This window comes from Domibacillus sp. A3M-37 (genome assembly GCF_024213455.1).
Taxonomy (GTDB): Bacteria; Bacillota; Bacilli; order Bacillales; family Domibacillaceae; genus Domibacillus; species Domibacillus tundrae.
The window spans coordinates 270006-295016 of the sequence record NZ_JANAVL010000003.1; the positions used below are offsets into that span (position 1 = coordinate 270006).

Genomic DNA, 25011 nt, shown 5'->3' on the forward strand with positions numbered 1-25011 from the left:
TTAGGTCATCTCCTTTTGTTAGAAAATAGGAACCGGTTTCTTGCCGGCCCCTATCCGGCCATAATTATTTGCGGTCTGCAACCTTTGCCCATTCAGCATCTAATGTTTTCAAGTATGCTGCTGGATCTTGATCTTTTACAAATACTTGAAGCTGTCTGTCTAGTCCTACTGCTGATGGGATGTAATGGTCTGGAAAATCAACCACTGCTCCTTTTTCGAAGCTTTCTTTTAATCCTTCTACCGTCGGATCTTCCTGTACAATGCCTTCTTTAGCAGAAAACGCATTTTGCTGGGCAATGTACTCTTTCGCTACTTCATCAGAAGTTAAAAACTCAATAAATTTTTGGGCTTCTTCGGGATGTTCCGTTGTTGCTGCCGTTGCAAGAAGCAAATCAACGCCTGACACCACTTTTGATTCACCCGGCGTGTTAGTTACAGGGAACGGGAAAACACCAAGGTCAATATCCGGGTTTGCTTTTTTGATTTCAGGAATAGCCCAGACGCCTTGCAGGTACATCGCTGATTCACCATTTGCAAACGCTGTATTTCCATCTGTATAAGCTTTTCCATCTTGATTTGGATGACTATTTTCGAGTAATTTCAAGTATTTTTCTGTTGCTTCTTTATGTCCTTCAGCAAACGTCGTTTCACCAGCATTCAGCTGTTTAAAGAAATCTTCCCCTTGTGTGTTTGCAGCGAGTACATTGTAAGAAGGAAGGGTAGTCCAGGCATCTTTAAACGTAAAGTAAAATGGAATTTTTCCAGAAGCTTTTACTTTTTCCGCTGCCGCAATAAATTCATCCCACGTTTGCGGTATTTCAAGACCCAACTCTTTAAAAATAGCTTTATTGTAAATAACGCCTACTGCATTTGCGGCATATGGCACACCATAGACTTCTTTGGCACCCGATACATCTTTTAACATTTGCACATAAGCTGGTTGAATGCCTTCAAGAGCAGGACTGTCTGACATATCTGCAACCGCTTTCGCGTCAACTAATTCTTTAAAGGTCACATCTGCACCCATACCAATGACATCGGGCATGTCCCGCTTAGCGATTCTTGTTTTCAAAACTGTCATCGCATCAGGCGGGTTAGATTGCACAACATCAATGGTAGGGTTTTCTTCTTCAAACTGAGTAATTAATTCATCAAACGTTCCTTTTGCTTCTGTCTTATATTGAAAGAATTCAATTTCTACTTTTCCGTCTTCTGAAGCACCTTCTCCATTTGAACATGCCGCAAGTCCTGAGAAAGCGAGAATTCCTGTCATGAATAAAGCTGTTTTTTTCTTCATCTGATCCACTCTCCTGTTAGTTTATTAGTAAATGATTAATATGGTTGGACAATACTTAAAGGATTAGAAGTTTTCTGACAGATCTCCGTTTATCTGCTCGCTTTCATTTTGACTTTGCTTATTACGGCTGCTTTTCCGTAGAATAAGTTCCGTCCCCAGTGTCATTTCCACTGGCACAGTTCGTTTAGTTATCAAACGGTCCGCAAGCAGCTTTACAGCGGCTTTTCCCAGTTCATCCGGATGAATTTTTACAGTAGAGAGCGGCGGATTTAAAAAGGCAGCGCTCTCAATGTCATCAAAGCTAATCACTGAAAGATCCTCAGGCACCTGAATACCTGCCTCATTTAGCGCACGGAGCGCTCCGATAGCCATCGGGTCACTCCCAATAATCATGGCATCCGGCATGTTTCCTTTTTCTATTAACCCCTTCATCAATTGGTAGCCTCCGTTTGGATTCCAATGATCTTTTAAAACGTATTGCGGATTGTAAAGACCTTTTTCCTGCATCACTTGTTGAAATGTTGCTTTGCGGATCTCATCTACCTCTGTAACAGCTTCACCGGTAATGGATTTGATAGAATGACTTCCGCCCATATAGCCAATCATCTGATGACCTGATTCAAGAAGTGTGTGAATCACTTCAATAGTTGCTCCTTTAAGGTCACTGCGCACAAGATCGTACTTTTTGTTTGCCGGAAAGTTGTCCACAAACACAATGTTTTTATTTTCATAATACTGGCTGACTACCTCTTCTGTATCGATTGCGCCAACAACGATAAGTCCATCAAGACCGTTCAAACCTGAAAAAATTTGATCTCTCTCTACTCTCAGCAAAGTGCCGATCTTTAAACCAAATTGCTGACATGTCATTTCAATGCCGAGTCGGATTTGTTGAAAATAAGGGTCGTTAAATTCGTCTTCTTCAGAAGTAGTTAAAATAACGCCGATTGTGTATTCCGATGAGTTTAGCCCATTTGTTGATTTTGAGTTTTTTTTCCTCGGCGGCTTATAATCTAGCTCTGCAGCCACTTCAAACACCCGTTTTCTTGTATCTTCTGTAACAGAAAGCGTTTGATCGTTGCTTAAAATACGAGAAACCGTTGCTGTTGATACGTTTGCTTTCAATGCAATCTCTTTAATAGTTGCCATTTCCTATCCACCTTTACTTTAAATTTAGTTATGTTTACTAAATTTATATTTAGAATATATCAAAAATAACGGTTATAATCAATATATTTATTAAAATTATTTAAAAAAAAGTGAATTTTCTTCCATAATTAAGTTATGTTTACTAAATACTATAGTTTTTCATTGAATTTTCTAGGTTTATCTAGACAGAAACTGAAGGCTTCCTATATATACAAACTGTGGCGTCTGATAGAATTTATAATATAATTACAACTCAATCTTTCAACATAGCTAACGAACCAATTCGCTGGAGGACGTTCTCCGGGCAAGTGTCCAACTATTCCATGAACGAACGGACGGATGCACGGATATCTTTCTGGGTGGCATGGAACCGGTTGACGATGACACTTCCTTTCAGCCAGTCCCACATACGCTCAACGGCGTTAAGCTGCAGAGAATATGGAGGCAGAAAAAGCAGCGTGAGGCAGTGTTTGTTCTCCTCTAAAAAGGGTTTTAAGAGCCTGGCATGATGAATCCGGGCATTGCCTGGGATCATGACGATATGCCGGTCTTTATGCATCCCTAGAATATAACGGAGAAACGCCAGAAACGTCTGCGCACTGCACGGCTCTTTCTCCATGCAGAAGAACTCGCCATTTTGGACGTTCACACAGCCAAACAAGCTGACAGACGCGTGGTGGCCGTAAGTGGGGATCTGTTTTTGTCTGCCTTTAAGACTCCATATTGAGTGCAAAGCCTGGTAATCCCGGATATGGCTTTCGTCTTCATATAGAAAGACTAACTCGTCTGTGGCGTTTTTTTTATCATGTTGAGCTCTTTTTGAAAGGCTTCCTGTTTCCTGGGGTCTGCCCGTTTCCATGTATACGTCGGGCGTGTATAGCTGAAGCCCCAGCGTTTCAGCATCTTGCCAATGCCCATCCGGGTCATCTTAATCGAGAATGTTCCTTCCAGGACCTCTTTCAAGATCCGGGTATCCCAGCAGGTTTCACAGCCATACCCTTCTTCAGCCGAGGTGCTGTGCTCAATCATCCGTTTTACTTTTCCACCAGCCTATATTTTGATATGATAATCATAGGTTTTTTGGGGGACGTCTTCCGTATAATCACAGCCATGATTATACATAATGGAAGACGTCCTTTTCCTTTCCCAGCTTTATCGAGGACATTATATCCGTCAATCGCTGGACAGGCAAGGACGTCAGCAATGGGTCATTATTAGATAGCATTAACAACAGACAAAAAAGGCTGGTTACCTTAGCCAGCCTTTTTTGGTGATTATTGTTGTTTATATTGAGGTTCTTCTTGCAAGATTTGCTCGATGCGCGGAGAGAAATTATCAATAATCGTCTGTGTTTTTTGAGCAGCATCCTGATAAAGTGTTTTTGCCTGTTGATTTTCGGTGCCAAGCGCAAATGTTTCGAAACTCGCCTGAACGGTTTTGAGTCCAGCCATTGTTTGTTTTACGTCACTGATAACGGTCATCGCTTATTCCTCCTTGTGTTTTTTTTAGAACGGTTTTAGGATGACGAGAATGGACCTTTTTTATGTTTTTTAAATTTATCCAGATTGTGAAAAAGGCTCCATACACATCTTTACTCTTTTTGATCCATGTAAAGCTGTTTCATGTCTATATTTTTGCAGCAAAAAGGAAACACCTATGTTACTCCATCCAAAATGGCACCTGGACTCTTAGCGGGTGCTGCTTTTTTCACTATCCAGCTTCCTATGGATAAAAAACTTTTCATTGGTTAATTTAAAAATGGTCATTACTTTGAGGAGGAATAACAGTGAAAAAAATAAGCATATTAGCGGCAGCTTCCCTGGCCATTTTCTCGTTAATGGGATGTAATAATAATCAAGATGAAGAAGCAACGAACAAGGATAACAATAATGGAGCAGAAAATGTCGTCCATGAAGAGAATAATGACACAAACGATACTGACCTGGATAATAACGATCAAACACGGTTTGAAGCTGCTGAAGAAGCTGCCGATCGCGTAGCTAAATTAGACGAAATAGACAGTGCAAACGTAATTGTTGCAGACCAAACGGCATATGTAGCTGTCGTTATGAGTGATGGGAAAAATGAAGAAGTAACAGAGGATGTAGAGAACAAGATTGCCGAACAAGTAAAGTCTTCAGATTCAGCTATTCAAACGGTATATGTATCCGCCAATCCGGATTTTGTAGACCAAATGAAGGACTATGGTCAACGGATTCGGGAAGGCGATCCAGTCGGAGGCTTAGTTGATGAATTTAGCGATATGGTTCGAAGAGTATTTCCTGATGCTCATTAAATAAAAGAACCATGTTCTAAGAACGGCCAAAGAGCGAGGGCGGAAAGCACCGTCATCTCTTCTGTAATAACATTATCCTTCCTGTTAACTTATTCAAAACGCCTTATTATCATACAGATGTTAATTTCTCACATAAATCCTCGTATTAGTTTAATGAAGCAGGCTTCCAGCAATTACAGAAATAAAAAACAACGGGATAATAAATTAGAGCATGGAAAATAATACCCCGAATAACCAGCCTTCTGTGTCAACATACTAAAAACGTTTGGTCAGTCTTTTCAAAACAGTGTTACCGAAATCAAATAAAAGGAAGGGGAGTTATTTTCATGAATAATCGTAATGGGATGCTTTCTTCATTATTTACTTGGGTAACAACGGCGGCGGCTATTTTGGGACTCGCAAGAGGAATGCGCAATGGAACCTTCCAGCCGTTCCTGCAAACCATTCGGAGTTTCATGAGTGGATCTGCAGCCCAACAAATTCCACAGGCTGTGCAGGGAATGATGAATGGGCAGGCCGCGCAAAACATGGCACAGCCCCTCCAAGGGATAATGAATAACCAAGGTTCCCAACAGCAGTCATCCAACCAAAAACCGAACAATATGAAACAAAGTATAACCAATCCGAGCAATAATAAATCAAATTAAAGCAGCTTAGCTTATAGATATGGCCTGTATCAAGGCCGTTCTATAAGCTTTTTTATTTTTTTAGTTAAGTATTCACCTTTCTCTTTTTATCCATACTAATCACAATATAAAGAGAAGGGTGAAGTCATGATACGCAAAATTGTTATATCCGTTATTCTTTTCATATTCATGATCGCTGGTCTATGCTGGTATTTTTTAATTACGCCTACAAAGTCCGACGCTTCTATCCTTGGGAAGCTTGTCACAATTCAACCATGAAAATGATTGGTCTAATCGTATGTGGAAAGCAATCGGATTAAACAATCAATTTGCGGCAAATGAATTGAAGTACTTTATTCAAAAGGATCAATTACCGCCCTTTACACTGGCCTACTTCCCCGATATGGACCACCAGCTTCATAAAAATGGGCCAAAGGAGCGTAAAGGAATTGAAGAAATGGATAAGCAGCTACAGATGATCTTGAACACCTATCCTTCATGGGAGGAAGCGATTCAAAAGGCCGTCTGGATTGTACATGGTGACAGCGGGCAATCTGCTGTTATAAATGACCGCAGCAAGGCGCTGATCGATGTAAATATGTTATTGGATGAATACACGTTTTGGCAACCGGATGAATTATTTGACAAGCAGCTTGCTTTAGCTGTCAATGAACGTATGGCGTACATTTATCTACAAGATGAAACGATTAAGCTCTCTGCTATTTCATCAAAGTTAAAAACCGATTCCAGGATTGGGTTCATTGCCTGGAAGAAGGGTGAGATCAGTTATGTAACGGCGGCAGGATCCGTAAGATAGGTAGTTTCTTAAATAAAAAGCATCTTGATTCTGTACAGGATCAAGATGCTTGTTGGTTTTCTGAAGGTTTATTTTTCCTTGTTGAATAATTTTATACAGGTTGCTCAGCGCAGCAATTCGAATTGCTTTTCTTTGATAAGCTTTTGAAGTTCCTTCTCTTGTATGCATATATGTGCGGGAACACCTTGGCATAAATAACGGAATTCAATAATATCGTGATCTATCATGTGTTCCCCAACGATTCTTAACCCTCGCCGGTTCATTTCTTTTCTCAATTCTTTCAACTGTTTTAGGGCTTGAATCTCCTGATACTGATTAGCTGATGAATAGACTTTTTTCATTTTTATATTCGATTTTTCAGCCTCTTTTCTTTCACTCTGCAGGCTTCGTATTGTTAGATTGTTTATGATATAGTCGTGAACGATTTTTCTGTCTTCATCTGTAATGGTTATCATGATTAGCCCCCTTAAATGCGGAAAAATGTCTATTTTCTTCATTAATAATTTTATTGCAGATGCGACACCAAAAACTCTCCCGTTAATTAGTCTTTCATAACTTAAAGATTCTTTCTCAAAGGAGATATTCCTTTCAAAAAAATGAATTTTTTAAGTTATTTACTAGGAAAACAGAGGTTTATTAATTTATGTCTAGCAGCTATGAGAAATAAGTTAATAGCAAAATAAATTTTACTTTTCACACTAAGAAATTGATCGTTATGACAGGCAAAGAGAGCTGCCGAAAAATACGGAGAGCCCTTTCTATAACCAGAGCCATACTGAAATCAGGATTGCTTTCTTTAAGACTTCTTGCCGTGATGTACAATGCGATTCGACTATGCTCTATATGCTGCTGTTTATGGAGTATCCCTTTTTACCGCATATTAGTAAGAGAAATTATCTGCACCTCCCTCATCCCTTTTTAAAATCCAGGAATTTATAGGCTTCACTTTCATAACGTGTAAGAAGCGATAGGAAAGGTGGTGAAAATGCATATGGAAATACCGATAACTGGATTCATTATTGATTTAGACGATTCAAATTCTGACCATTCTCACCACTTGTATATTACGACATGGAATGGCCGGCCCGTCCATATCCATCATTTTTCAGGAGTGACTTCTTTTAATGCCGGACACCATCATCACTATGCTGGCACAACGGAACCTGCTCCTACGGGAGTACCCCATACTCATCGATACTTTACGGTTACTTCCTTTGATGATGGACACGAACACGAAATCCGTGGGGTGACTGGTCCTGCTATCCCCCTACCTGATGGCAGACATTATCATACCTTTCAGGGAATAACGACTGTTAACGGCTCTCATCCCCATTCCCACAAATATAGCGGCAACACTAGCGTTTGAAACTCCGAAAAAGCTGTCGGATAGTCCGACCGACAGCCTTTCACTAAGGGGTGTATTTCACTATAATTGCGCCATCATCAGTATCTGCCTGACTGCCCTCCGTGAGGATATCCTCCGCGCCCAGGATAATGGGGGTAACGTGGATATGGCCGATAATACGGCGGATATGGGTAATAGTATGGTGGATATGGCTGATAATACGGCGGATATGGATAATATGGCTGTCTTGGTCTTGGATAAGAATATGGCATTTGTACTTCCATTGCATCATCTACATGATCACTGTCACTTAATGACGAGAACTGTTCTTCAGGGTGAAAATCCTTCAAAGTAAAAGCCTCCCCTTACGTTTTTCGCTTCTCCATCATCTTATTCGATTTCTCCTAATGTGGTGTAAAGGAAAAAGGGAAAAAAAATTGAGGCAAAGTTTACTGAATGGTTCTTTTGTCCTATTTCCCTTGGATTTGCTCTATAAAGATTTATACACTCCTCTGGTCATTCTTATTTAGCTTTCTTGACGAACACATGCATAATGTAAGCCAGCGCATGTTTAATGTGGTCACTGAATAACCTTAAAGTAAATTTCATTTATTATTTAAGGGGGATAAGTGATGGATGCTCTTTTCGTAAGCAGATCTTTAGACGAAATACGGTTTTGGTCCAGAATCATGAAAGAGCATGCTTTATTTTTAAGTCTCGGGTTTACGTATGAGGACAAAGAACTGATCGAGGAAGCAAAACAATTTATTAGAGTATTTGAACAGATTGAACAACAATTGAGCACATACACGATTCATACAGATCCCCAACTAATTAAAAAATTTAACAGTCAAGTTTATCAAGCCGCTGCGTCCATTTGGGCATTTAAACGTAAGGTACTGGGATTGATTTTACGTTGTAAAATCAGGTCAAACAACTACGCACTATTAGTGGATCATACAAGTCGTGAAGCTGCCTATTTTGCTAAGCGCTTAAAAGAATTAAACGAAGGTAAATTAAAACCTTTACCTGAAGCGATTATTAAGGAAAATGTATTTTTCCTTAAAATTATGGCTGATCATGCCAAGTTTATTGGGCATTTACTTGATCCTTCCGAAAGAAAATTAGTTGAGCAGGCACGAGAGTTTAGTTATGATTTTGACCAACTGCTTTACCAGGCGATTGATTTAGATTCGATGAGTCCACAATCCGAAACAAGACCAATCTTAAACCAATTCCTGGATGAGAATCGGGTTTCCGTAGTCTCTTTACGAAATTTCAAGAAAACAGCCCGGGATTTAATCGAGGAATGTAAAATTAAAAGCAATATTCATCCTCTGCTGGCCGATCATGTTTTCCGTGAAGCCGAAAGGTTCTTGCATATCATTGATATGTTTGAGGCCAGTCTTAAAAAAGCAAATTAACACAGATTATAAAGCGATTTAAATAAAAAAATGACTGTCGGTGACAGTCATTATATACATATGGAAAATCGGAAAGGTACATAAATCGTACTTCAGTGTTTGAATATTAACTACTAGTTTAAAAAAATAGATAAAAATCACTGTGAAAAATAAGCATCAGGCACTGATGCTAACTGAAATCTTCAAAAAAATTTTTGGGGCTTCTCTGCCTTTATTAATTCATTTTACAAGCCAAATAAAGCATAAAAAAATTATTTTTTTACATTTTTGCCCATACCTTTAAAGAAATTAATCTTCTCCTTTTAATAAAAATACTTTCCCTAAATGGATTAGATTAAGTGTCGTAAACAATTTAATTTGGTTCTACATGCACATGGACTTCAAAGACATCATATTCCTTTATTCCCCTTACTTTTTCTTTTGTACTTTTCGGGGAATAATGACGATTAACGAATCTCCTTCCCATTCCCATAAATAAGGTGGCAGCACTAATACTTGAATTATGTTAAATAAGTTCTGCTAATCTACGAGTAGAGGCTGAAAAGCATTCTATCATTATTTATATCTTGAATGACAGTTCTCGAGAACATGAAGCCGATCAACTAAAAAAAGAACAGTTGCTAATAAACAACTGACGAAGTTTAGTTCCCTTCCCATTTTTGCTGATCGGGTATGCTGCATCCATAGAAAATCATGAGTCAACCCCGTTCAAAAAGATCTTTATCTCCTCCTCTGTTCCTTTTCGAAGATCTTTGCGTTAGTTATATCGTTCTCGCTAAAGAAACTTCTATTAACTTGCTGTCCAGTTATTTTTTCTAACTTTCGGACTGCCAGTTCAAAGTCTTCATCTGACATTTGCTTAGATGCCCACATCGAACATAGCATAGCGAAAGCAATAGGTATTGTATCCACTTTAACAATGACATTCACATCTACATCAGAGTTTCCGCTATCTCCAATGGATAATCGGTTCCGAAGATCCTCACGGGAGGAAAACTTATCGGAGTTAGAAATTGATGATCGTCTTGAGGCCATTATGTAACCCCCTTTCAAATAAAAGGTGGGATATTGTGATATCCCACCATATAAATATCTTAAAAGTTCCTTTTCTTACGCAGCTACTCTTGAAGAACGTTACCTACGTCTTCTGTTGTTACTTTCTTGTTCTTGATCTTGTTCCTGATCTTGTTCTTGGTCGGCGTCTGCTTCAGAACGAACTCGTGTATTTGAATCAGAATCGACATCTACATCCACTCTAGAATTCCCGCTGTTCATAATTTTCGCAATATTCGTGTTGCGGTCTACGTTTCTAACATCATTCTCATTATCGACATCTACATCACTTCTTACATCTACATCGTTCTCAAAATCAACTTCTGCATTTGAACGAGAATTAGATCGATTACGGCCAGCAGATTGGTTGTTTCTTCTCATATTTGATTTTCTTCTCATTTCAGACATATTTACCCTCCTCTCGTTTTCTATATAAAGACTGCCCTAAGTCATCTTGTTCTGTGCCTTCTACTGACTGTTTTAATCTTGTTCTTGTTCCTGTTCTTGATTCTGATCTTGGTCTGCATCTGCACGTGAACGAACCCGTGCATCCGAATCAGAATCAACATTGATATTCAGTCTAGTGTTTCCACTATTAACGAGTCGTGCAATATTTGTATTGCGATCTAAGTTAGTCACTTCATTTTCGTTGTCAGTATCCACATCGCTTCTGAAATCGACCTCATTCTCAAAGTCAACATTTGCATCAGAGCGGGAATCCGATTCAGAACGACTATTATTAGATCTCTCGTTTCCGTCTGCATCAAAGTGTCTCCATCCACTTTTCATCTTTTAACCTCCTTTCTTCTTAATAATTAAGATATTCATGAATGGACAACATGGACTGTATGAACATCCCAATCGCATGAATAAATTTTTTGTTAACAACCTTGCGATCACTCTCTAGCAGGCTGATACTGTTTTATATGCTATTCATGAATATGGGCGCAATAGATTGTAGACTAAGCTTGCTGCGAAAAATATAATTTAGTAAAAGAAAAAACTACTTTCCTCTATTGTTGGTAACTTTTTTGGAAAAGTTAAGCAATCTTCATTAAGTAATGAAAGAAATCATACGATGCATAGTGCTGGTTATTTGAAACCTGGCAATTCTAAAAATGAAGTGATCTTTCTTTGAGTTACTATGCTCATGATGACGATTGGAAGAAAAAACGTGTTTAGAAAAAATCACTTGGATAATTTGTATTGATCCATTAGCACTTGAAAAACCCCTTCTTTTTCAATCCCCTCTCCTAAATCAGTCGGATTACATGTAATATGAGCAATATTATAAATCTTGGTGATTGCAATAATATCGTTTTTCTTAATGAGTTCATTACAGATTCGACATCGAACGTTCCCCGTCATTTCATTACCTCTTTTATGCTTAAACATTCTTCTTCGAAAGACATTTCCTTTTCAAAAAATAAGATTATTTTAAGTCTTTATTGTCTAAGGCGTATAAAAGAACAGATGCCAATTTTAAAAAGATGATTTAATTTATGCGCATGGCTGGGAGAAATAACTTAGAAGTAAAATCAATTGAATTCAACCTCTCATTCATCCCGGTATCATTAAAAGGATGAATAAGCACAAAGTCAAAATAAATTAATTTTTGAATGACTTACCGAAAAAAATAAAACATCTTTTTTTATCTAAAAATTAAGAGAAAGGAGATGATAAGTTTATTCAAAAGAAAAGGACTGGAGATGTTGAAAATGAGATTTGGAGTGACGTATCAAACATCAAAACGAGTGGGAAGTTTGTATATGCCTGTTGGACCAGATCGATATGAAATTGTAGAAATAAATTCCAGTATAGGTAAAGCACCGGAGGAATTAATAAAAAAAGAAATAGGCGTTAGAGTAGAAAGTAATCGTGAAAGTGTTTATATATATGCAGTCGAGGTGTTGCAACCTTAAAGCTAAAGGAGTCGTAGCGGCCACTCCAGCGAGATACGCACACTCGTAAATTACTGCCTGCTTTTCAGGCGTTACATTCGGATAATCAAAACCCGCATAAATTCCCACTGTATGATCAATCCAATTCACTCCACATGGAAACCTAAGCCCCAAAAATTCAAGTATTTTTTTCAGGCAGGCTATAATCGATTCTTCTAATCAAGTTTTCAGCTCCTAGCAACTCTACCACCTCCTATTATTTTGATATACTATAATTTATTCCTAGAGCCTGTAACACGATTGAGCGATCAACTCGCATAAAGGATATACTGTGCTTTGCTGAGATTCCCATTTGAATTGACTGTTCGTTTTGACTGATCTTTCTGTTTCGTTTTCCGCAAATAGGCTGGAAGTTTAGATTCGAATTTTTTCGCACATTAGGCTTTGACTTCTTCTTGTGTCCATTGCTGCTCAACCACTACTGATCGATAAGCCATCTCATTGTCTCTCTCCCATTCTCTTTCCTGTAAGTTCCTCAAACCACTCTTTGTCCTTCGTAAGAAGCGCCAGATCAATAAGCGCTGTTTTATCCTGCTTTTCATCCAACAATCTGCCAAGGGGTTCAAGACGATGCTTCTCAAATAGCAGCCTTGTTGGCTTTGTCCATTTCACTTCGCCGTTTTTGATTCTGGCGACTCTCACTATTTCAATTTGAATGCCGGAATAACCGATGTGACTGACATATCCGATGACTGTAACGTCCCCGATTTTGACTTTCTTCCACGCTCCGATCTCCAAGGCTGTCACCTCTTTTTTGAATAAGCAAAACACAAACCTTATTAGGGATAAAAAGGCGGTAAATTCATAGATTTTCCTGTAAACTCTGTCATTGCGGTTCCTGCTGTCTTAGTACTAACACAGCTGATAAAAATCTTTTTTAAACCTCCTAAACCATTCATTCCAACAATAGTGCTGGTAATCGGCTTATTAATTTCAATATTTATAAGCCACATAGATCATTTAGTTGCCGGCTTAGTTATGGGATGGTTTTATGGTTATGCAGCCATCAGTTCCTAAGCTTCTTTAAAAACAACGATCCTGTCTTATCTAAAAAAAGTAAGACATAAATAATATGCGAAAGTTCACTATTCAGCGAACCAAATGTCATTTTCTCAATCGTTGCTTCATATGATGAATTTAGCCGGATACCTCCATTGCTCTTATTCAGAAATTTTCGAAGTAACTATTCTCGGCTGGAATAGTTACTTTTTTTCCAAAATTCCCCCTCAAACCTTTACTATTCTATCTTGCAAATTCCCATTACTGTTCGTGTAAACCTAAGATCACCGCTTCCTCCCCCCACTCCCCCTGTTTATATTCTATTACCGTTACTCCCTGCCCGATCGTCTGTTCAAGCAATTTCCGACGGAGCGAAAATCCCTTGAAGCTGGTCCGCCTCTAACATCGACAATGACCCAATCTCCCTCTGAAAACTGCAAGGCTGTCACCCCTTATTCAGTTTTTGAACGTCCTTTTTGTGATAGTTAGCAATTTGGACGGACTATTGAATAAAAAATTAAAATCATTGTGTCGTATTTAAAGAAAGTTCGCCGCGAATAACTAACTGGGACATCCTCTTAATTAAACTTCAGGTATATTAACAGCCTAGGTTTAACGTATTAACTGTAAATCTCTAAAAATCCTTTTCTTTATCACAACGCAGCATTTTCCACATAATATTATAAGGAGATCGTACCCATTACATTTCAGGAGGGAGTGCATTGAGCAAACGCCATCTAAGGGTTGTTCAACAGGAAGATTCTTCGCTGTCTTCTGCAGTAAATGCATCTAAACTCGATGTTGTTGCTTCAGGACTTGTAACCTTTGCTGATGCTATCGCAGCACTCTCCGCGCTAACGGCTCTAGTTGCCGTAACAAACAGCGACTCTCAAGATCAATCCAATTCCGAACCACTCCAAAAGCAGTTAGCAGCAATGAAAAAACAAATTGATTATTTAACGAAAGAAATCTCTAAAAGACAGTAAACATTTAGCTGCTTCACTCATTTTATTGATTTTTCCACTTCGCTCGGGTCTATTTCATATTCCGCCCGAGCGCCTCTTCAGGTGATTTTTTAAAATGGAGGTGGTTTTTATGGCGATGTTGATTGACGTATCAACATCACAACATCAATTAAAACTTTTTAATGGAAACAGACTCATAAAAACGTATCCGATTGCAGTTGGTAAAATCTTGTCCCCCACACCTTCTGGAACATACACAATTATCAATAAACAGCTTAATCCGGGCGGACCATTTGGCGTTCTTTGGATGGGATTGTCAAAACCTCATTATGGGATACACGGAACAAATAACCCAGCTTCAATTGGCAAGAATGTCTCACATGGATGTATTAGGATGTTTAATCATGATGTTCTAGAATTGTCATCTAGCGTTCCAATTGGTACTAGGGTTTTTATTCATAAATGACTCTGTTAATCCCCTCTCTACTACATGTTTTAGCTCAACTTTTTCATTTTATTTGCATAAGCGATTCTTAAATGGCGCATAATGATTTCGGCATTACAAAATGGCACTTTTAAAATGTCCACCTCAATTTAGCAGGCAGGTCCTTGCCTGACTGCTTTTTTACACTAAAAATCCTGCAATAGGATAAATGATAATCAATAAGAAGAAAGGAACGGTTAGTTCATTCTTCTTACTTTACATGCTGGACGTACTGTTGAATAAAATTTTGAAATTTCAACATGATATCATTAAAAAAGGATGATATCTCACTGGATTTCCTCACAATCTCAACTCCTGTTCTTATAAAGAAAGCACTCTCTGAAATCAAAGAGCGCTTTTTTGTCGTTATTAAATCAATCCATCCAGCCATCCCAATAGTGGCTGCAATACCAGCAAAATCAGGTAAGCAACAATCGCAATATAAGCTGTGCTTTTATGTTTTTGCTCTTTTTATGCTCATCACCGGCTACAATGTACATCAAGGCTGTTTTCTACATGAATTTCAATCGGGGGATCAATTTTAAGAAGAATAAGAAGCAATTCATTTTCTAACTATGAGTTTTTTTAAATTTAAAGAAAATAAAAAAGCGTCAAACCCTTATAAATCAAGGTTTGACGCTTTTTCGGGGGATGATATTACATCATGCCGCCCATTCCACCCATGCCGCCCATATCCGGCATGCCCATTCCGCCAGCTCCAGCTGGTTCTGGCTTGTCTGCTACAACAGCTTCTGTTGTTAAGAACAGTGCTGCGACAGATGCTGCGTTTTGAAGAGCGTAGCGTGTTACTTTCGTTGGGTCGACGATACCTGTATCGATCATGTTGACCCATTCGCTTGTTGCTGCGTTGAAACCGATGCCGATTTCTTCGCGTTTCAGACGGTCGATGATTACCGAGCCTTCAAGACCTGCGTTGTACGCGATTTGACGGACTGGCTCTTCAAGGGCACGAAGGACAATTTTCACGCCTGTTGCGACGTCGCCTTCGCCTTCTACTGCGGCTACTTTGTTGTATACGTTCACGAGCGCTGTACCACCACCGGATACGATACCTTCTTCAACCGCTGCGCGTGTTGCGTTCAAGGCATCTTCAATGCGTAGTTTGCGTTCTTTTAGTTCTGTTTCTGTTGCTGCGCCGACTTTGATTACCGCTACGCCACCCGCTAGTTTTGCAAGGCGTTCCTGCAGTTTTTCACGGTCGAATTCAGATGTTGTTTCTTCAAGCTGCGCGCGGATTTGGCTGACGCGGCCGCCGATGTTTTGTGAATCGCCAGCGCCCTCAACGATCGTTGTGTTTTCTTTTGTCACAACGACTTTAGAAGCGCGGCCAAGCTGTGTGATATCTGTTGTTTTCAGTTCAAGACCAAGCTCTTCTGTGATCACTTCGCCGCCTGTTAAGACTGCGATATCTTCAAGCATTGCTTTACGGCGGTCACCGAAGCCAGGTGCTTTAACAGCTACTGCGTTGAATGTGCCGCGTAATTTGTTTACAACAAGTGTTGCAAGCGCTTCGCCTTCTACATCTTCAGAGATCAATAAAAGCGGTTTGCTTTGCTGAACAACCTGCTCAAGCACTGGCAGGATTTCCTGGATGCTTGTAATCTTTTTATCCGTAATCAAAATATACGGATTTTCAAGGACCGCTTCCATTTTGTCAGAATCTGAGATCATGTATGGAGATGCGTAGCCGCGATCAAATTGCATACCTTCTACAACGTCAAGCTCTGTTGTGAAGCCTTTTGATTCTTCGATTGTAATAACGCCATCGTTACCAACGCGCTCCATTGCTTCTGCGATCAATTGGCCAACTTCTTCGTCAGCAGATGAAATCGCCGCAACTTGTGCAATCGATTCTTTGCCTTCGATTTGTTTTGAAATAGCTTTTAGCTCTGTAACAGCTGCTGCAACTGCTTTATCCATACCTTTACGGATGCCGACAGGGTTTGCACCTGCTGTTACGTTTTTAAGACCTTCACGAATCATCGCCTGCGCCAAAACCGTTGCAGTTGTTGTACCGTCACCGGCTACATCGTTTGTTTTGCTTGCTACTTCTGCTACAAGCTTTGCACCCATGTTTTCAAATGCGTCTTCAAGCTCGATTTCTTTCGCAATTGTCACACCGTCATTTGTAATAAGCGGCGAACCGAATTTTTTCTCCAATACGACGTTGCGTCCTTTTGGTCCAAGCGTTACTTTTACGGCATCTGCAAGCTTGTCTACACCAGCAAGCATTGCGCGGCGTGCGTCTTCACTGAATTTAATATCTTTAGCCATTTTAAAAGTGCCTCCTTTAAATTAATGATTCTATTAGTCGTTTCGTTTCATGTATAGGGGATCAAAGGCTAACTACGCCGCGTCCTGCGGCAGCACCTTTTTAACCCACATCGTGTGGGTCTTAGCCGATAATAGCTAAAATGTCGTTTTCACGGAGCAGCAAGTAATCTACGCCTTCGTATTTCACTTCTGTTCCTGCGTATTTTGAGAAGATGATGCGATCGCCTTCAGCAACTTCTAGTGCTACACGCTCACCGCTGTCAAGAACACGTCCTGTTCCAACTGCCACAACTTTGCCTTCCTGTGGTTTTTCTTTTGCAGAATCAGGAAGTACAATTCCGCTGGCTGTTTTTTCTTCAGATTCTACCAGTTCAATTACTACGCGGTCACCTAGTGGTTTTAACAAGTGAAACCCTCCTCAAAAATGGTTAAATAAGTTTTATTAGCACTCTACTCTAATGAGTGCTAACACAAGTATTATCATAAAGGAAACCGTATCTCGTTTGCAAGCGTAAAGCTAAAAAATTTTCAGACTGCTTATTTGAAGCGTGTTCTGTTCAATAGTACAATAAGAACAGGATGCCCATTTGAGGGCTTTGATCTTAATAAAGGGGTTTTTTTGTGAAAAAAGAATATGGGTTTATTTTAATCACGTATATCTTGATGCAACTCTCCGGTATTGTCGGGGGACCGCTTCTTTATAAAACCGGCGTGGCGCTTGGGGTCGAACCCATCCGAATGGAAACGCTTGTCCCAGGATACTGGACGGTGATCAGTTTTTCGCTGGCGACGCTCATTATCCTGCTTATTTTATGGCGGTCGACGTACAGAAATGATATTGAGCGCCAGAAGCCTGTTCCGCTTCATTTCGCGGCGCTCTGGGCTATTCTTGGTGTATTCATGGCTTTTGCCGCTCAAATCATAGCCAGTAGCATCGAAACAAGACTCGGCATCCCACAAGGCTCAGAAAATACGCAGGACATTATTGAGCTCGTCAAAGGTGTGCCACTAGTCATTTTGGCGGTTGCAGTCTTCGGTCCTATCTTAGAAGAGATCGTCTTCCGCAAAATTATTTTCGGTTCGCTTTACAACCGGCTGCCGTTTTTCTTTGCGGCGCTCATTAGCTCGCTTATGTTTTCTGTGGCGCACGCGGAACTCGAGCACACGATATTATATGCGGCGATGGGCTTTACATTCGCATTTCTTTACGTGAAAACAAAAAGAATTATCGTGCCGATTGTAGCGCACGTTTCGATGAACACGTTCGTTGTGCTTATACAGTATGTATTTGCGGACGAGATTCAGGAAATGATCCGAAAAGCGGAGAAAATGGAACAAATGTCGCAATGGATCAGATGGTTTTAAGGAGGAGAAAATGTGCAGTCGTATTTCACAAGAGGCATCTTTTTTAATATACTCGGCATCTTTTTCGTGTTTCTCGCGATTCAAGATGTGAACAACAACGAGTTCGGTTTTTTCACATACTTGCTTATTCTGCTGGCAACGATGGATATCGGCACCGGCATCCGTCTCATGTTTACACATTTTAAACTGAAAAATAAGCAAAAATAAAATCCGTCCAGTTTATTGGACGGATTTTTCATCTTGCATTGTTGCACGGGCTTCTGCCTGCTGTGCTTTTTTGAAGCCGATTTTCGAGACAAAAATGCTCACTTCATACAAGATAAACAGCGGCATGCTCACGATCATATGCGAAATGATGTCAGGCGGTGTAATCAGCGCTGCAATAACGAGTAAAATAAAATACGCATAACGGCGGATCTGGCTTAAAAACTGCGGTGTCACAATGCCAAGACGCGTTAAAAACAGCGTGACAACCGGCAGCTGAAACAAAAAGCCGAACGGAATAGTCGTTTGAAATAAAAACTGGAAATATTCATTAATGCCAATAACCTGCTCGATATTTAAATCCCCGGACAGCTCCATCATAAAATGAATGATATAAGGGAATAAAACAAAGTAGGAAAAAGAGAGCCCGCCAAGAAACAGCAGAACGGACGCCGGGATGTAACTGAGCGTGACCCGCCGTTCTTTTTCATGCAGGCCCGGGCTTACAAATGCCCAGAGCTGATATAAAATAACCGGCGACGTTAAAATAATGCCAATTACAAATGCCATTTGAAAATAAATTTTCAACGGATCGGTCACGCGAAACGCATTCATTGTTAATGCCGCCGCTTCATCGGCATGCTGCAAGTAATGAATGATTGGCTTCGCGAAAAACAGCCCGGCAATCACAGCAATAAAAAAGAAAACAACGACAATCACCAGCCGTTTTCGAAATTCTTCTAAATGTTCATATATCGTCATGTCCTGCTGACTCATTTGTCAATCATCCTAACATTACTTGGACTCTTTTTTGTCCTCTGTCTGATCGTCATCATCATCGGCTAATCCTTTTGTTGAGTTTTTAAACTCACGCAATGTATCACCGGCTGCTCGTCCGAGTTCCGGAAGTTTTTTCGGTCCGAAAATCAAAAGCGCTGCTGCGCCGATTACAACCATGCTGCCAACACCTACCATTGGCACACACACCTCCCTTTTCCTTATCATAACTGATTTAAGTCCTTAATTCCATGATCATTTTTCGACAGATTCGTCCGGATAATTTTTCAAAAAATACACAAGCGACTGCAGCTCAATCGCCAGATCGATGTGATGAACACGGATTTCCGGCGGGACATTGAGCCGAGCCGGGGTAAAGTTTAAAATCCCTTTAATGTCCGCCGCCACTAACCGATCGGTAATCGTCTGCGCTGCTGCTTGCGGAATCGTTAAAATCGCGACAGGCACATTCAAATCGGACAGTGTCTTTTCGAGATCATCCATATGGTGAATCGACACATCACCAATTTTTGTGCCAACTTTGCTTTCTTCTACATCAAATGCGACTTGAATTTTCGTATTGTTGTTTTTCAGAAAGTTGTACTTTAAAAAAGCAGTCCCTAAATTCCCAACACCAATAAGCGCCACATTGGTTACTTCATCTTGATCAAGCGTTTTTCGAAAAAAAGACAATAAATAGCTGACATTGTAGCCATAGCCTTTTTTGCCCAGCGCACCGAAATACGAAAAATCCCGCCGGATCGTCGCCGAATCCACTTTAACTGCCTCACTTAATTCCGCAGATGATACCCGCTGTTTTCCAGATGAGTGCAGGTTTTGGATAAACCGATAATATAAAGGCAGACGCTTCGCCGTTGCCTGTGGTATTTTCATAGAATCATTATTCATTTTCTTCCCTCCAACGTGATACCGCTTCCATGTTTCTTTTTACGGCCTAATACAATCATAAATCTTTGTATCGTTTTTCACAAGAACTGCTTCTTTTTCATTGCCGGGAGCGCGGACCTCAAGTAAAGTGTAGAGTGAGGTGAAAAACATGATTCTTCTGCAAGTACAGCAGCTTTCGAAATATTATGGAGCTGAACTTATTTTATCGAATATTAAGCTCGAGGTGCAAACGGGAGACCGTATCGCGCTCGTCGGCCGCAATGGCGCCGGCAAATCGACGCTATTAAAAATAATTGCCGGACAGCTTTCTCATGAAGAAGGCGCCATTATGAAACCAAAAGATGTGACAATTGGCTACCTGGCGCAGGATACTGGTCTTGAATCCGATTTGTCCATCTGGGACGAAATGAACAGCGTTTTTGACAACTTGCGTGACATGGAACAAAAACTGCGGGCGCTTGAAGCGGATATGGCCAACCCGGATGTATACAGTGACACGGCAAGGTACAATCAAGTCATGACTGCCTACGATCAGCTGCAAAACGAATTTAAAGAAGCAGGCGGCTATCAATACGAAGCAGACTTGCGCTCGATTTTACACGGCTTCCGTTTCCACGATTATGATTATGGCACACTTATTTCCACATTAAGCGGCGGACAAAAAACACGTCTTGCCCTTGCTAAGCTGCTACTCACAAAGCCAGACATTTTAATTCTCGATGAACCGACTAACCATCTCGATATCGATACCCTTTCCTGGCTGGAAAACTATTTGCAAGGCTATTCAGGCGCGATTCTGATTGTTTCCCATGACCGCTACTTTCTGGATAAAACCGTGAACCAGGTATATGAGGTCTCCCGCCATAAAATCCGCAAATTCACCGGTAACTACAGCAAATATTTAACGCAAAAAGCCGAGCAGTTTGAACGGGAAATGAAACAGTACGAAAAGCAGCAGGGAGAAGCCGCAAAGCTTGAGGACTTTATTCAGCGCAATATTGCCCGGGCATCTACAACAAAAAGAGCCCAAAGCCGGCGTAAGCAGCTTGATCGTATGGAGATGATGGCACGTCCGGACGGCGACGAAAAACCGCCTGGTATGCTTTTTGACATTAATCGTCAAAGCGGAAACGAAGTGCTGAACATTGATCAAGCAGCGATCGGCTACAATGGCGAAAAAATTGGAATGGATTTGTCCTTTTCCGTTACACGAGGTGACAGCATCGCACTCGTTGGACCGAACGGTGCAGGCAAGTCGACATTATTGAAATCCATTACCGGTGCCCTCCCGCTGATTGACGGCCGTATTGGGCACGGTGCCGGCGTCGAAATCGGCTACTATGATCAGGAGCAGTCTCATTTAAACCGAAAAAAAACGGTGCTTTCAGAGCTGTGGGATGACTACCCGGGCACATCAGAAAAAGATATTCGTTCTATTCTCGGAAGCTTTCTTTTTTCAGGAGATGATGTGCTGAAACCCGTTGCCGCCTTAAGCGGCGGCGAAAAAGCCCGGCTTGCACTAGCAAAGCTGACGATGCAAAAAGCGAATTTTCTTATTCTCGATGAACCGACCAATCATTTGGACCTCGACAGCAAAGAAGTGCTGGAAAATGCCCTGATTGATTATCCAGGAACACTTTTGTTCGTGTCTCATGACCGTTATTTTATTAACCGGATTGCCACAAAAGTGATCGAGCTCGACAAAGAAGGCGTCACCGTCTATCTCGGCGACTATGATTACTATGTTGAAAAGAAAACTGAACAAGAAGAGCTGGCCGCGCTTGAATCTGTTCAAACTGTTGCGAAGGCTGCAAAACCAGCGGCCGCTGATTCGTATAAAACAGATAAAGAACAGCGAAAAAAAGACCGGCAAAAAGCGCGGCGCATTGAAGAGATTGAAATAGAAATTGGCGTGTACGAAGAAAAAATAACCGAAGCGGAAGAGCTTCTTTGTCTGCCGGATATTTATGAAGATCACGAAAAATCACTGGCACTTCAGCAGCAGCTCGATGAAGCGAATAAAGCGATCGAACAATTAATGGATGAATGGGAGCAATTGCAATCCAATTAAGTGAGAGGCTATCCACAGCCTCTCTTTTTTTATCCACAGAAAAACAAAGAAAATTCTGCTATTTGCAAGGGTTTCCACAGTTTTATACACATTACCCACAGGATGTGGACCATCTTATCCCCCTTTATTCACAAAAAAAGAGGCATTCTCTTTAGAATGCCCATTGATTAAAACGTTTCAATATCTAAACCAGGATCACCATTCATGTCCATCCCATCCCGTTTCCCTTGCTCAAATAAGATTGTTCCCGCCGCCGCGATCATTGCTGCATTGTCCGTACAAAGCAACAAAGGCGGAATGACGAGCTGCACCTCTTTCAGTTCACTAAAAACCGTTTCAAGCGATGTACGCAGCCCTTTATTGGCCGCAACACCACCCGAGAGCAGTACTTGCTTAACATTGTATTCTTTTGCGGCACGAACCGTTTTTTCCGTCAGCACTTCAACGACACTCGCTTGAAAGCTGGCAGCCAGATTTTCCGGAATAATAACTTCTCCCCGTTGTTCCGCATTATGAACCGTATTAATAACGGCTGATTTTAAGCCGCTGAAGCTGAAATCATAGGATCCTTCTTCTAAACGGACACGCGGCAGCCCATAGGTATCCTGTCCTTCCGCTGCCAGACGGTCAATATGCGGCCCCCCCGGATAAGGCAGATGCAATGTACGCGCGACTTTATCATATGCTTCTCCCGCCGCATCATCGCGTGTTTCTCCGATCACTTCAAACGATCCATGTTCCTTCATATACACAAGCTCCGTATGACCGCCTGACACGACGAGCGACAGGAGCGGGAACGTCATTTCTTTCACAAGCCGGTTGGCATAAATATGTCCGGCAATATGATGAACACCGATCAGCGGCAGATTATGAGCAAATGCAATCGCCTTTGCCGCATTGACGCCGATTAACAAAGCACCGACCAGTCCAGGTCCTTTCGTTACAGCAATTGCATCCATATCACTGAATGTTAATCCTGCCTGTTCAAGTGTTTTATTGAGCACCGAAATAATCTGCTCTACATGATGACGCGATGCAATTTCCGGCACGACGCCGCCAAATCGTTTATGACTTTCAATTTGTGACGATACAACGTTTGACACAATCTCAGTGCCATTTTTCACGATGGCCGCTGCCGTTTCATCACAGCTTGTTTCGATCCCAAAAATATATGTGTCTTTTTTCATCATAAATTCACCCACATTACTAAAGCATCTTCTTGATTGTCGGTATAGTACTGCTTCCGGATTCCACCCGGCTGCAAACCGAATTTTTTATATAATGTCATCGCAGAAATATTGCTGACCCGAACTTCAAGTGAAAGAACGGACCCTCCATATCCCCTCGCTTTTTCGATCATAAAGCCAAGCAGTTCGCTGCCACAGCCTTTCCCTCGAAACTCAGGCAAAATGGCGATGTTCGTTATCTGTACTTGATCGTACACAACCCACATACCGCAATAGCCCACAATAAGGCCGTCCTGTTCAGCCGTGTAATAATGGGCATATTGATTAATCGCGATTTCCCGTTCAAATGCTTCTTTCGGCCACGGAATCGTAAAGCTGGCCAGTTCTACTTCAAGTACAGCTGGAATGTCTTCTATGACCATTGGTCGAATGTGCAGATCACTCACCGCCATTCGTCTTCTTTTCATTCGCTTCTAGCCATTTTGCCTCCGCTTCGGCCAGACGCGCATAATTCGGCACCACTTCTGCCGGATCGTTCTCTGTTTCTTTTCCAAGCGTTAAAAGAGCAGCCGGGCGTGTGTAAGGCACGGCTTTTCCGGCAAATACAGCCGATTCACCCATTTGTTCCGCAATTGTTTTTTCATGAAGAATACTTTCCTGGCCGACAAACAGGATTGTTTCATTTTGCTGAAGCAGCTCTTCGCACCAATCCGTTACTAACACATTTCGGTCTTCAATCATCGTTTCCACTGTCCCATTTGATAAACGGTATAAACCAGTAAACACTCGACCCCGCCGCGCATCAAATATTGGACAAACAAGCCCGTCAATAACCGGTGCTGACGCCGCTAACGACGCAAGACTTGAAACAGCAGCAATTGGAATATTTAACGTCCACGCCAGCGTTTTTGCAATCGTCACACCAATGCGGACACCTGTATAAGAGCCGGGACCATTAGCGACAATGATTTTTTCTAAATCTTCCGGTTTTATCTCCACATCGTTCATTAATGACTGAATAGCAGGCATGACCCGAACCGAGTGATTTTTTTTCACGTTTGTCACCTGCTCAGCCAATATGACATCCCCGTCTGCTAAGCCAATCGACAATGTATAAGTGGATGTATCAATCGCTAACGTTTTCAATCGTCTTCACCTTCTCAAGAACGCGGTCATATCGATCCCCGTTTACTGTTAATTGTATTTTGCGCTGTCCTTCCACACCTGTGTGGAAAAGGTTAATTTGTATATACTCTTCCGGAAGCTGATCAGCAATTAAATGCGCCCACTCCACAACGGTAATGCCATTTCCAAAAAAGTATTCATCGAATCCTAAATCTTCTTCGGATTCTTCCCCTAATCGATACACATCCATATGGTAGAGGGGATAAATTCCTTCATATTCTTTAATGATGGTAAACGTTGGACTGTTCACGTTTTTTGCTACGCCGAGTGCCTTTGCTAAATGCTGGGTAAATGTTGTTTTCCCCGCTCCTAAATCACCTTCAAGCAATATGACGTCTCCTGGAAGAAGAACAGATGCAAGTGTTTCCGCAAAGCAATTTAAGTCCTGCAAATTATTCATAATCCATGTATAAGAGGATGTCATCTGTCCACCTTCTTTCCTCGAAAAAAAACCTTAGGATAGTAATGATCCTAAGGTTTCTGATTATATTGTTATTATATCGAATACTTGTGTAATATAAAAGTAAATGGCGGTCCGGACGGGACTCGAACCCGCGACCTCCTGCGTGACAGGCAGGCATTCTAACCAACTGAACTACCGG

Annotated in this window: 33 protein-coding genes; 13 read left to right on the forward strand and 20 right to left on the reverse strand. The window is 41.1% G+C overall.

Annotation, left to right across the window (positions count from 1 at the left end):
- Positions 1–64: 64 nt before the first annotated feature.
- The 5 genes from NLX67_RS08200 to NLX67_RS08220 form a co-directional block, all read right to left on the reverse strand.
- Positions 65–1297 carry an ABC transporter substrate-binding protein gene (locus NLX67_RS08200; RefSeq protein WP_254311271.1) on the reverse strand — a complete coding sequence of 411 codons (1233 nt, stop codon included), beginning with the start codon at positions 1295–1297 and terminating at the stop codon, positions 65–67.
- Positions 1298–1360: 63 nt separating this feature from the next.
- Complete coding sequence (locus NLX67_RS08205; RefSeq protein WP_254311273.1) at positions 1361–2446, reverse strand: LacI family DNA-binding transcriptional regulator; 1086 nt, start codon at positions 2444–2446, stop codon at positions 1361–1363.
- A gap of 316 nt (positions 2447–2762) precedes the next feature.
- Positions 2763–3305 carry an IS630 family transposase gene (locus tag NLX67_RS08210; protein WP_254311275.1) on the reverse strand — a complete coding sequence of 181 codons (543 nt, stop codon included), beginning with the start codon at positions 3303–3305 and terminating at the stop codon, positions 2763–2765.
- Complete coding sequence (locus NLX67_RS08215) at positions 3224–3475, reverse strand: helix-turn-helix domain-containing protein (protein ID WP_254311277.1); 252 nt, start codon at positions 3473–3475, stop codon at positions 3224–3226. The genes NLX67_RS08210 and NLX67_RS08215 overlap by 82 nt, the downstream gene beginning before the upstream one ends.
- A 245-nt stretch (positions 3476–3720) precedes the next feature.
- Entirely contained in the window at positions 3721–3927 is a 207-nt protein-coding gene (locus tag NLX67_RS08220; RefSeq protein ID WP_046181263.1) for a DUF1657 domain-containing protein, read from the reverse strand.
- Positions 3928–4232: 305 nt separating this feature from the next.
- Here NLX67_RS08220 and NLX67_RS08225 point away from each other — a divergent pair, with 305 nt between their 5' ends.
- The 3 genes from NLX67_RS08225 (at position 4233) to NLX67_RS08235 (ending at position 6185) form a co-directional block, all read left to right on the forward strand.
- Positions 4233–4742 (forward strand): YhcN/YlaJ family sporulation lipoprotein, encoded by a 510-nt coding sequence (locus NLX67_RS08225; protein ID WP_254311278.1) that lies wholly within the window; start codon positions 4233–4235, stop codon positions 4740–4742.
- A 326-nt stretch (positions 4743–5068) separates the two neighbouring features.
- Positions 5069–5389: a hypothetical protein gene (locus NLX67_RS08230; protein WP_254311280.1), complete on the forward strand. Its 321-nt coding sequence runs from the start codon at positions 5069–5071 to the stop codon at positions 5387–5389.
- A 238-nt stretch (positions 5390–5627) separates the two neighbouring features.
- Positions 5628–6185 (forward strand): alkaline phosphatase family protein, encoded by a 558-nt coding sequence (locus NLX67_RS08235; RefSeq protein ID WP_254311283.1) that lies wholly within the window; start codon positions 5628–5630, stop codon positions 6183–6185.
- A gap of 104 nt (positions 6186–6289) precedes the next feature.
- Here NLX67_RS08235 and NLX67_RS08240 read toward each other — a convergent pair whose 3' ends face one another.
- Positions 6290–6640: a YhjD family protein gene (locus NLX67_RS08240; RefSeq protein ID WP_046181260.1), complete on the reverse strand. Its 351-nt coding sequence runs from the start codon at positions 6638–6640 to the stop codon at positions 6290–6292.
- A gap of 536 nt (positions 6641–7176) precedes the next feature.
- Here NLX67_RS08240 and NLX67_RS08245 point away from each other — a divergent pair.
- The 3 genes from NLX67_RS08245 (at position 7177) to NLX67_RS08255 (ending at position 8954) form a co-directional block, all read left to right on the forward strand.
- Positions 7177–7551 carry a YmaF family protein gene (locus NLX67_RS08245; protein WP_254311351.1) on the forward strand — a complete coding sequence of 125 codons (375 nt, stop codon included), beginning with the start codon at positions 7177–7179 and terminating at the stop codon, positions 7549–7551.
- Positions 7552–7696: 145 nt separating this feature from the next.
- On the forward strand, positions 7697–7885 hold the full coding sequence (locus tag NLX67_RS08250) for a hypothetical protein (protein ID WP_254311285.1): 189 nt from the start codon (positions 7697–7699) through the stop codon (positions 7883–7885).
- A gap of 277 nt (positions 7886–8162) precedes the next feature.
- The gene (locus NLX67_RS08255; protein WP_254311287.1) at positions 8163–8954 is read left to right on the forward strand and encodes a DUF2935 domain-containing protein; all 792 of its coding nucleotides are present in this window, start codon (positions 8163–8165) and stop codon (positions 8952–8954) included.
- 720 nt (positions 8955–9674) lie between these two features.
- On the opposite strand, the gene NLX67_RS08260 is transcribed toward NLX67_RS08255, so the two are convergent.
- From NLX67_RS08260 to NLX67_RS08275, 4 genes are all read right to left on the reverse strand, one after another.
- Complete coding sequence (locus NLX67_RS08260; protein WP_254311290.1) at positions 9675–9989, reverse strand: hypothetical protein; 315 nt, start codon at positions 9987–9989, stop codon at positions 9675–9677.
- A 99-nt stretch (positions 9990–10088) separates the two neighbouring features.
- On the reverse strand, positions 10089–10415 hold the full coding sequence (locus NLX67_RS08265) for a hypothetical protein (RefSeq protein ID WP_254311292.1): 327 nt from the start codon (positions 10413–10415) through the stop codon (positions 10089–10091).
- 72 nt (positions 10416–10487) lie between these two features.
- Positions 10488–10796 (reverse strand): hypothetical protein, encoded by a 309-nt coding sequence (locus NLX67_RS08270; RefSeq protein WP_254311294.1) that lies wholly within the window; start codon positions 10794–10796, stop codon positions 10488–10490.
- A gap of 399 nt (positions 10797–11195) precedes the next feature.
- Positions 11196–11375, reverse strand: a complete 180-nt coding sequence (locus tag NLX67_RS08275) for a hypothetical protein (RefSeq protein ID WP_254311297.1) — start codon at positions 11373–11375, stop codon at positions 11196–11198.
- Between the two features lie 350 nt (positions 11376–11725).
- On the opposite strand from NLX67_RS08275, the gene NLX67_RS08280 reads away from it, so the two are divergent.
- Entirely contained in the window at positions 11726–11929 is a 204-nt protein-coding gene (locus tag NLX67_RS08280) for a hypothetical protein (protein WP_254311299.1), read from the forward strand.
- Between the two features lie 477 nt (positions 11930–12406).
- Here NLX67_RS08280 and NLX67_RS08285 read toward each other — a convergent pair whose 3' ends face one another.
- On the reverse strand, positions 12407–12706 hold the full coding sequence (locus NLX67_RS08285; RefSeq protein WP_254311302.1) for an IDEAL domain-containing protein: 300 nt from the start codon (positions 12704–12706) through the stop codon (positions 12407–12409).
- A gap of 983 nt (positions 12707–13689) precedes the next feature.
- On the opposite strand from NLX67_RS08285, the gene NLX67_RS08295 reads away from it, so the two are divergent.
- The 3 genes from NLX67_RS08295 to NLX67_RS08305 all read left to right on the forward strand — a co-directional run bounded on the left by NLX67_RS08295 (position 13690) and on the right by NLX67_RS08305 (position 14961).
- Positions 13690–13953, forward strand: coding sequence for a hypothetical protein (locus NLX67_RS08295; RefSeq protein ID WP_254311304.1), 264 nt, complete (start codon positions 13690–13692; stop codon positions 13951–13953).
- 109 nt (positions 13954–14062) lie between these two features.
- Positions 14063–14398, forward strand: coding sequence for a L,D-transpeptidase (locus tag NLX67_RS08300; RefSeq protein ID WP_254311306.1), 336 nt, complete (start codon positions 14063–14065; stop codon positions 14396–14398).
- 278 nt (positions 14399–14676) lie between these two features.
- Complete coding sequence (locus tag NLX67_RS08305; protein ID WP_254311308.1) at positions 14677–14961, forward strand: hypothetical protein; 285 nt, start codon at positions 14677–14679, stop codon at positions 14959–14961.
- Positions 14962–15073: 112 nt separating this feature from the next.
- On the opposite strand, the gene groL is transcribed toward NLX67_RS08305, so the two are convergent.
- On the reverse strand, positions 15074–16711 hold the full coding sequence (gene groL / locus NLX67_RS08310) for a chaperonin GroEL (protein ID WP_046181252.1): 1638 nt from the start codon (positions 16709–16711) through the stop codon (positions 15074–15076).
- A 121-nt stretch (positions 16712–16832) separates the two neighbouring features.
- Complete coding sequence (gene groES / locus NLX67_RS08315) at positions 16833–17117, reverse strand: co-chaperone GroES (RefSeq protein WP_046181251.1); 285 nt, start codon at positions 17115–17117, stop codon at positions 16833–16835.
- 215 nt (positions 17118–17332) lie between these two features.
- On the opposite strand from groES, the gene NLX67_RS08320 reads away from it, so the two are divergent.
- A complete protein-coding gene (locus NLX67_RS08320) occupies positions 17333–18076 on the forward strand; it encodes a CPBP family intramembrane glutamic endopeptidase (RefSeq protein ID WP_254311310.1) in 744 nt (247 codons plus the stop codon).
- Positions 18077–18088: 12 nt separating this feature from the next.
- Complete coding sequence (locus tag NLX67_RS08325; RefSeq protein ID WP_046181249.1) at positions 18089–18283, forward strand: YdiK family protein; 195 nt, start codon at positions 18089–18091, stop codon at positions 18281–18283.
- Positions 18284–18295: 12 nt separating this feature from the next.
- On the opposite strand, the gene tatC is transcribed toward NLX67_RS08325, so the two are convergent.
- From tatC to NLX67_RS08340, 3 genes are read right to left on the reverse strand one after another with little or no spacing between them, the layout of a single operon-like run.
- The gene (gene tatC, locus NLX67_RS08330; RefSeq protein WP_254311312.1) at positions 18296–19057 is read right to left on the reverse strand and encodes a twin-arginine translocase subunit TatC; all 762 of its coding nucleotides are present in this window, start codon (positions 19055–19057) and stop codon (positions 18296–18298) included.
- A gap of 18 nt (positions 19058–19075) precedes the next feature.
- On the reverse strand, positions 19076–19261 hold the full coding sequence (locus tag NLX67_RS08335) for a twin-arginine translocase TatA/TatE family subunit (protein ID WP_156154107.1): 186 nt from the start codon (positions 19259–19261) through the stop codon (positions 19076–19078).
- A gap of 51 nt (positions 19262–19312) precedes the next feature.
- Complete coding sequence (locus tag NLX67_RS08340) at positions 19313–19966, reverse strand: redox-sensing transcriptional repressor Rex (protein ID WP_254311314.1); 654 nt, start codon at positions 19964–19966, stop codon at positions 19313–19315.
- Between the two features lie 148 nt (positions 19967–20114).
- Here NLX67_RS08340 and NLX67_RS08345 point away from each other — a divergent pair, with 148 nt between their 5' ends.
- A complete protein-coding gene (locus NLX67_RS08345) occupies positions 20115–22037 on the forward strand; it encodes an ABC-F family ATP-binding cassette domain-containing protein (RefSeq protein ID WP_254311316.1) in 1923 nt (640 codons plus the stop codon).
- Positions 22038–22204: 167 nt separating this feature from the next.
- Here the strand turns inward: NLX67_RS08345 and tsaD are convergent, their stop codons facing one another.
- The 4 genes from tsaD to tsaE are packed head-to-tail and all read right to left on the reverse strand — an operon-like array spanning position 22205 to position 24833.
- Positions 22205–23224 (reverse strand): tRNA (adenosine(37)-N6)-threonylcarbamoyltransferase complex transferase subunit TsaD, encoded by a 1020-nt coding sequence (tsaD, locus tag NLX67_RS08350; RefSeq protein WP_046181270.1) that lies wholly within the window; start codon positions 23222–23224, stop codon positions 22205–22207.
- The gene (gene rimI / locus NLX67_RS08355; protein WP_245618145.1) at positions 23224–23676 is read right to left on the reverse strand and encodes a ribosomal protein S18-alanine N-acetyltransferase; all 453 of its coding nucleotides are present in this window, start codon (positions 23674–23676) and stop codon (positions 23224–23226) included. Before rimI ends, tsaD begins: the two co-directional genes overlap by 1 nt.
- Positions 23663–24370 carry a tRNA (adenosine(37)-N6)-threonylcarbamoyltransferase complex dimerization subunit type 1 TsaB gene (gene tsaB, locus NLX67_RS08360; RefSeq protein WP_254311318.1) on the reverse strand — a complete coding sequence of 236 codons (708 nt, stop codon included), beginning with the start codon at positions 24368–24370 and terminating at the stop codon, positions 23663–23665. Before tsaB ends, rimI begins: the two co-directional genes overlap by 14 nt.
- Positions 24351–24833, reverse strand: coding sequence for a tRNA (adenosine(37)-N6)-threonylcarbamoyltransferase complex ATPase subunit type 1 TsaE (tsaE, locus tag NLX67_RS08365; protein WP_046181243.1), 483 nt, complete (start codon positions 24831–24833; stop codon positions 24351–24353). The genes tsaB and tsaE overlap by 20 nt, the downstream gene beginning before the upstream one ends.
- Positions 24834–25011: the final 178 nt, after the last annotated feature.

Bases quoted from the DNA above. Each gene is read 5' to 3' on its own strand.
- NLX67_RS08200 (WP_254311271.1), bottom strand. From the start codon at position 1,297: ATGAAGAAAAAAACAGCTTTATTCATGACAGGAATTCTCGCTTTCTCA.
- NLX67_RS08205 (WP_254311273.1), bottom strand. From the start codon at position 2,446: ATGGCAACTATTAAAGAGATTGCATTGAAAGCAAACGTATCAACAGCA.
- NLX67_RS08210 (WP_254311275.1), bottom strand. From the start codon at position 3,305: ATGGAAACGGGCAGACCCCAGGAAACAGGAAGCCTTTCAAAAAGAGCT.
- NLX67_RS08215 (WP_254311277.1), bottom strand. From the start codon at position 3,475: ATGATTGAGCACAGCACCTCGGCTGAAGAAGGGTATGGCTGTGAAACC.
- NLX67_RS08220 (WP_046181263.1), bottom strand. From the start codon at position 3,927: ATGACCGTTATCAGTGACGTAAAACAAACAATGGCTGGACTCAAAACC.
- NLX67_RS08230 (WP_254311280.1), top strand. From the start codon at position 5,069: ATGAATAATCGTAATGGGATGCTTTCTTCATTATTTACTTGGGTAACA.
- NLX67_RS08240 (WP_046181260.1), bottom strand. From the start codon at position 6,640: ATGATAACCATTACAGATGAAGACAGAAAAATCGTTCACGACTATATC.
- NLX67_RS08245 (WP_254311351.1), top strand. From the start codon at position 7,177: ATGGAAATACCGATAACTGGATTCATTATTGATTTAGACGATTCAAAT.
- NLX67_RS08250 (WP_254311285.1), top strand. From the start codon at position 7,697: ATGGCCGATAATACGGCGGATATGGGTAATAGTATGGTGGATATGGCT.
- NLX67_RS08255 (WP_254311287.1), top strand. From the start codon at position 8,163: ATGGATGCTCTTTTCGTAAGCAGATCTTTAGACGAAATACGGTTTTGG.
- NLX67_RS08260 (WP_254311290.1), bottom strand. From the start codon at position 9,989: ATGGCCTCAAGACGATCATCAATTTCTAACTCCGATAAGTTTTCCTCC.
- NLX67_RS08265 (WP_254311292.1), bottom strand. From the start codon at position 10,415: ATGTCTGAAATGAGAAGAAAATCAAATATGAGAAGAAACAACCAATCT.
- NLX67_RS08270 (WP_254311294.1), bottom strand. From the start codon at position 10,796: ATGAAAAGTGGATGGAGACACTTTGATGCAGACGGAAACGAGAGATCT.
- NLX67_RS08275 (WP_254311297.1), bottom strand. From the start codon at position 11,375: ATGACGGGGAACGTTCGATGTCGAATCTGTAATGAACTCATTAAGAAA.
- NLX67_RS08280 (WP_254311299.1), top strand. From the start codon at position 11,726: ATGAGATTTGGAGTGACGTATCAAACATCAAAACGAGTGGGAAGTTTG.
- NLX67_RS08300 (WP_254311306.1), top strand. From the start codon at position 14,063: ATGGCGATGTTGATTGACGTATCAACATCACAACATCAATTAAAACTT.
- NLX67_RS08305 (WP_254311308.1), top strand. From the start codon at position 14,677: ATGATATCATTAAAAAAGGATGATATCTCACTGGATTTCCTCACAATC.
- groL (WP_046181252.1), bottom strand. From the start codon at position 16,711: ATGGCTAAAGATATTAAATTCAGTGAAGACGCACGCCGCGCAATGCTT.
- tatC (WP_254311312.1), bottom strand. From the start codon at position 19,057: ATGAGTCAGCAGGACATGACGATATATGAACATTTAGAAGAATTTCGA.
- NLX67_RS08340 (WP_254311314.1), bottom strand. From the start codon at position 19,966: ATGAATAATGATTCTATGAAAATACCACAGGCAACGGCGAAGCGTCTG.
- NLX67_RS08345 (WP_254311316.1), top strand. From the start codon at position 20,115: ATGATTCTTCTGCAAGTACAGCAGCTTTCGAAATATTATGGAGCTGAA.
- tsaD (WP_046181270.1), bottom strand. From the start codon at position 23,224: ATGAAAAAAGACACATATATTTTTGGGATCGAAACAAGCTGTGATGAA.
- rimI (WP_245618145.1), bottom strand. From the start codon at position 23,676: ATGGCGGTGAGTGATCTGCACATTCGACCAATGGTCATAGAAGACATT.
- tsaE (WP_046181243.1), bottom strand. From the start codon at position 24,833: ATGACATCCTCTTATACATGGATTATGAATAATTTGCAGGACTTAAAT.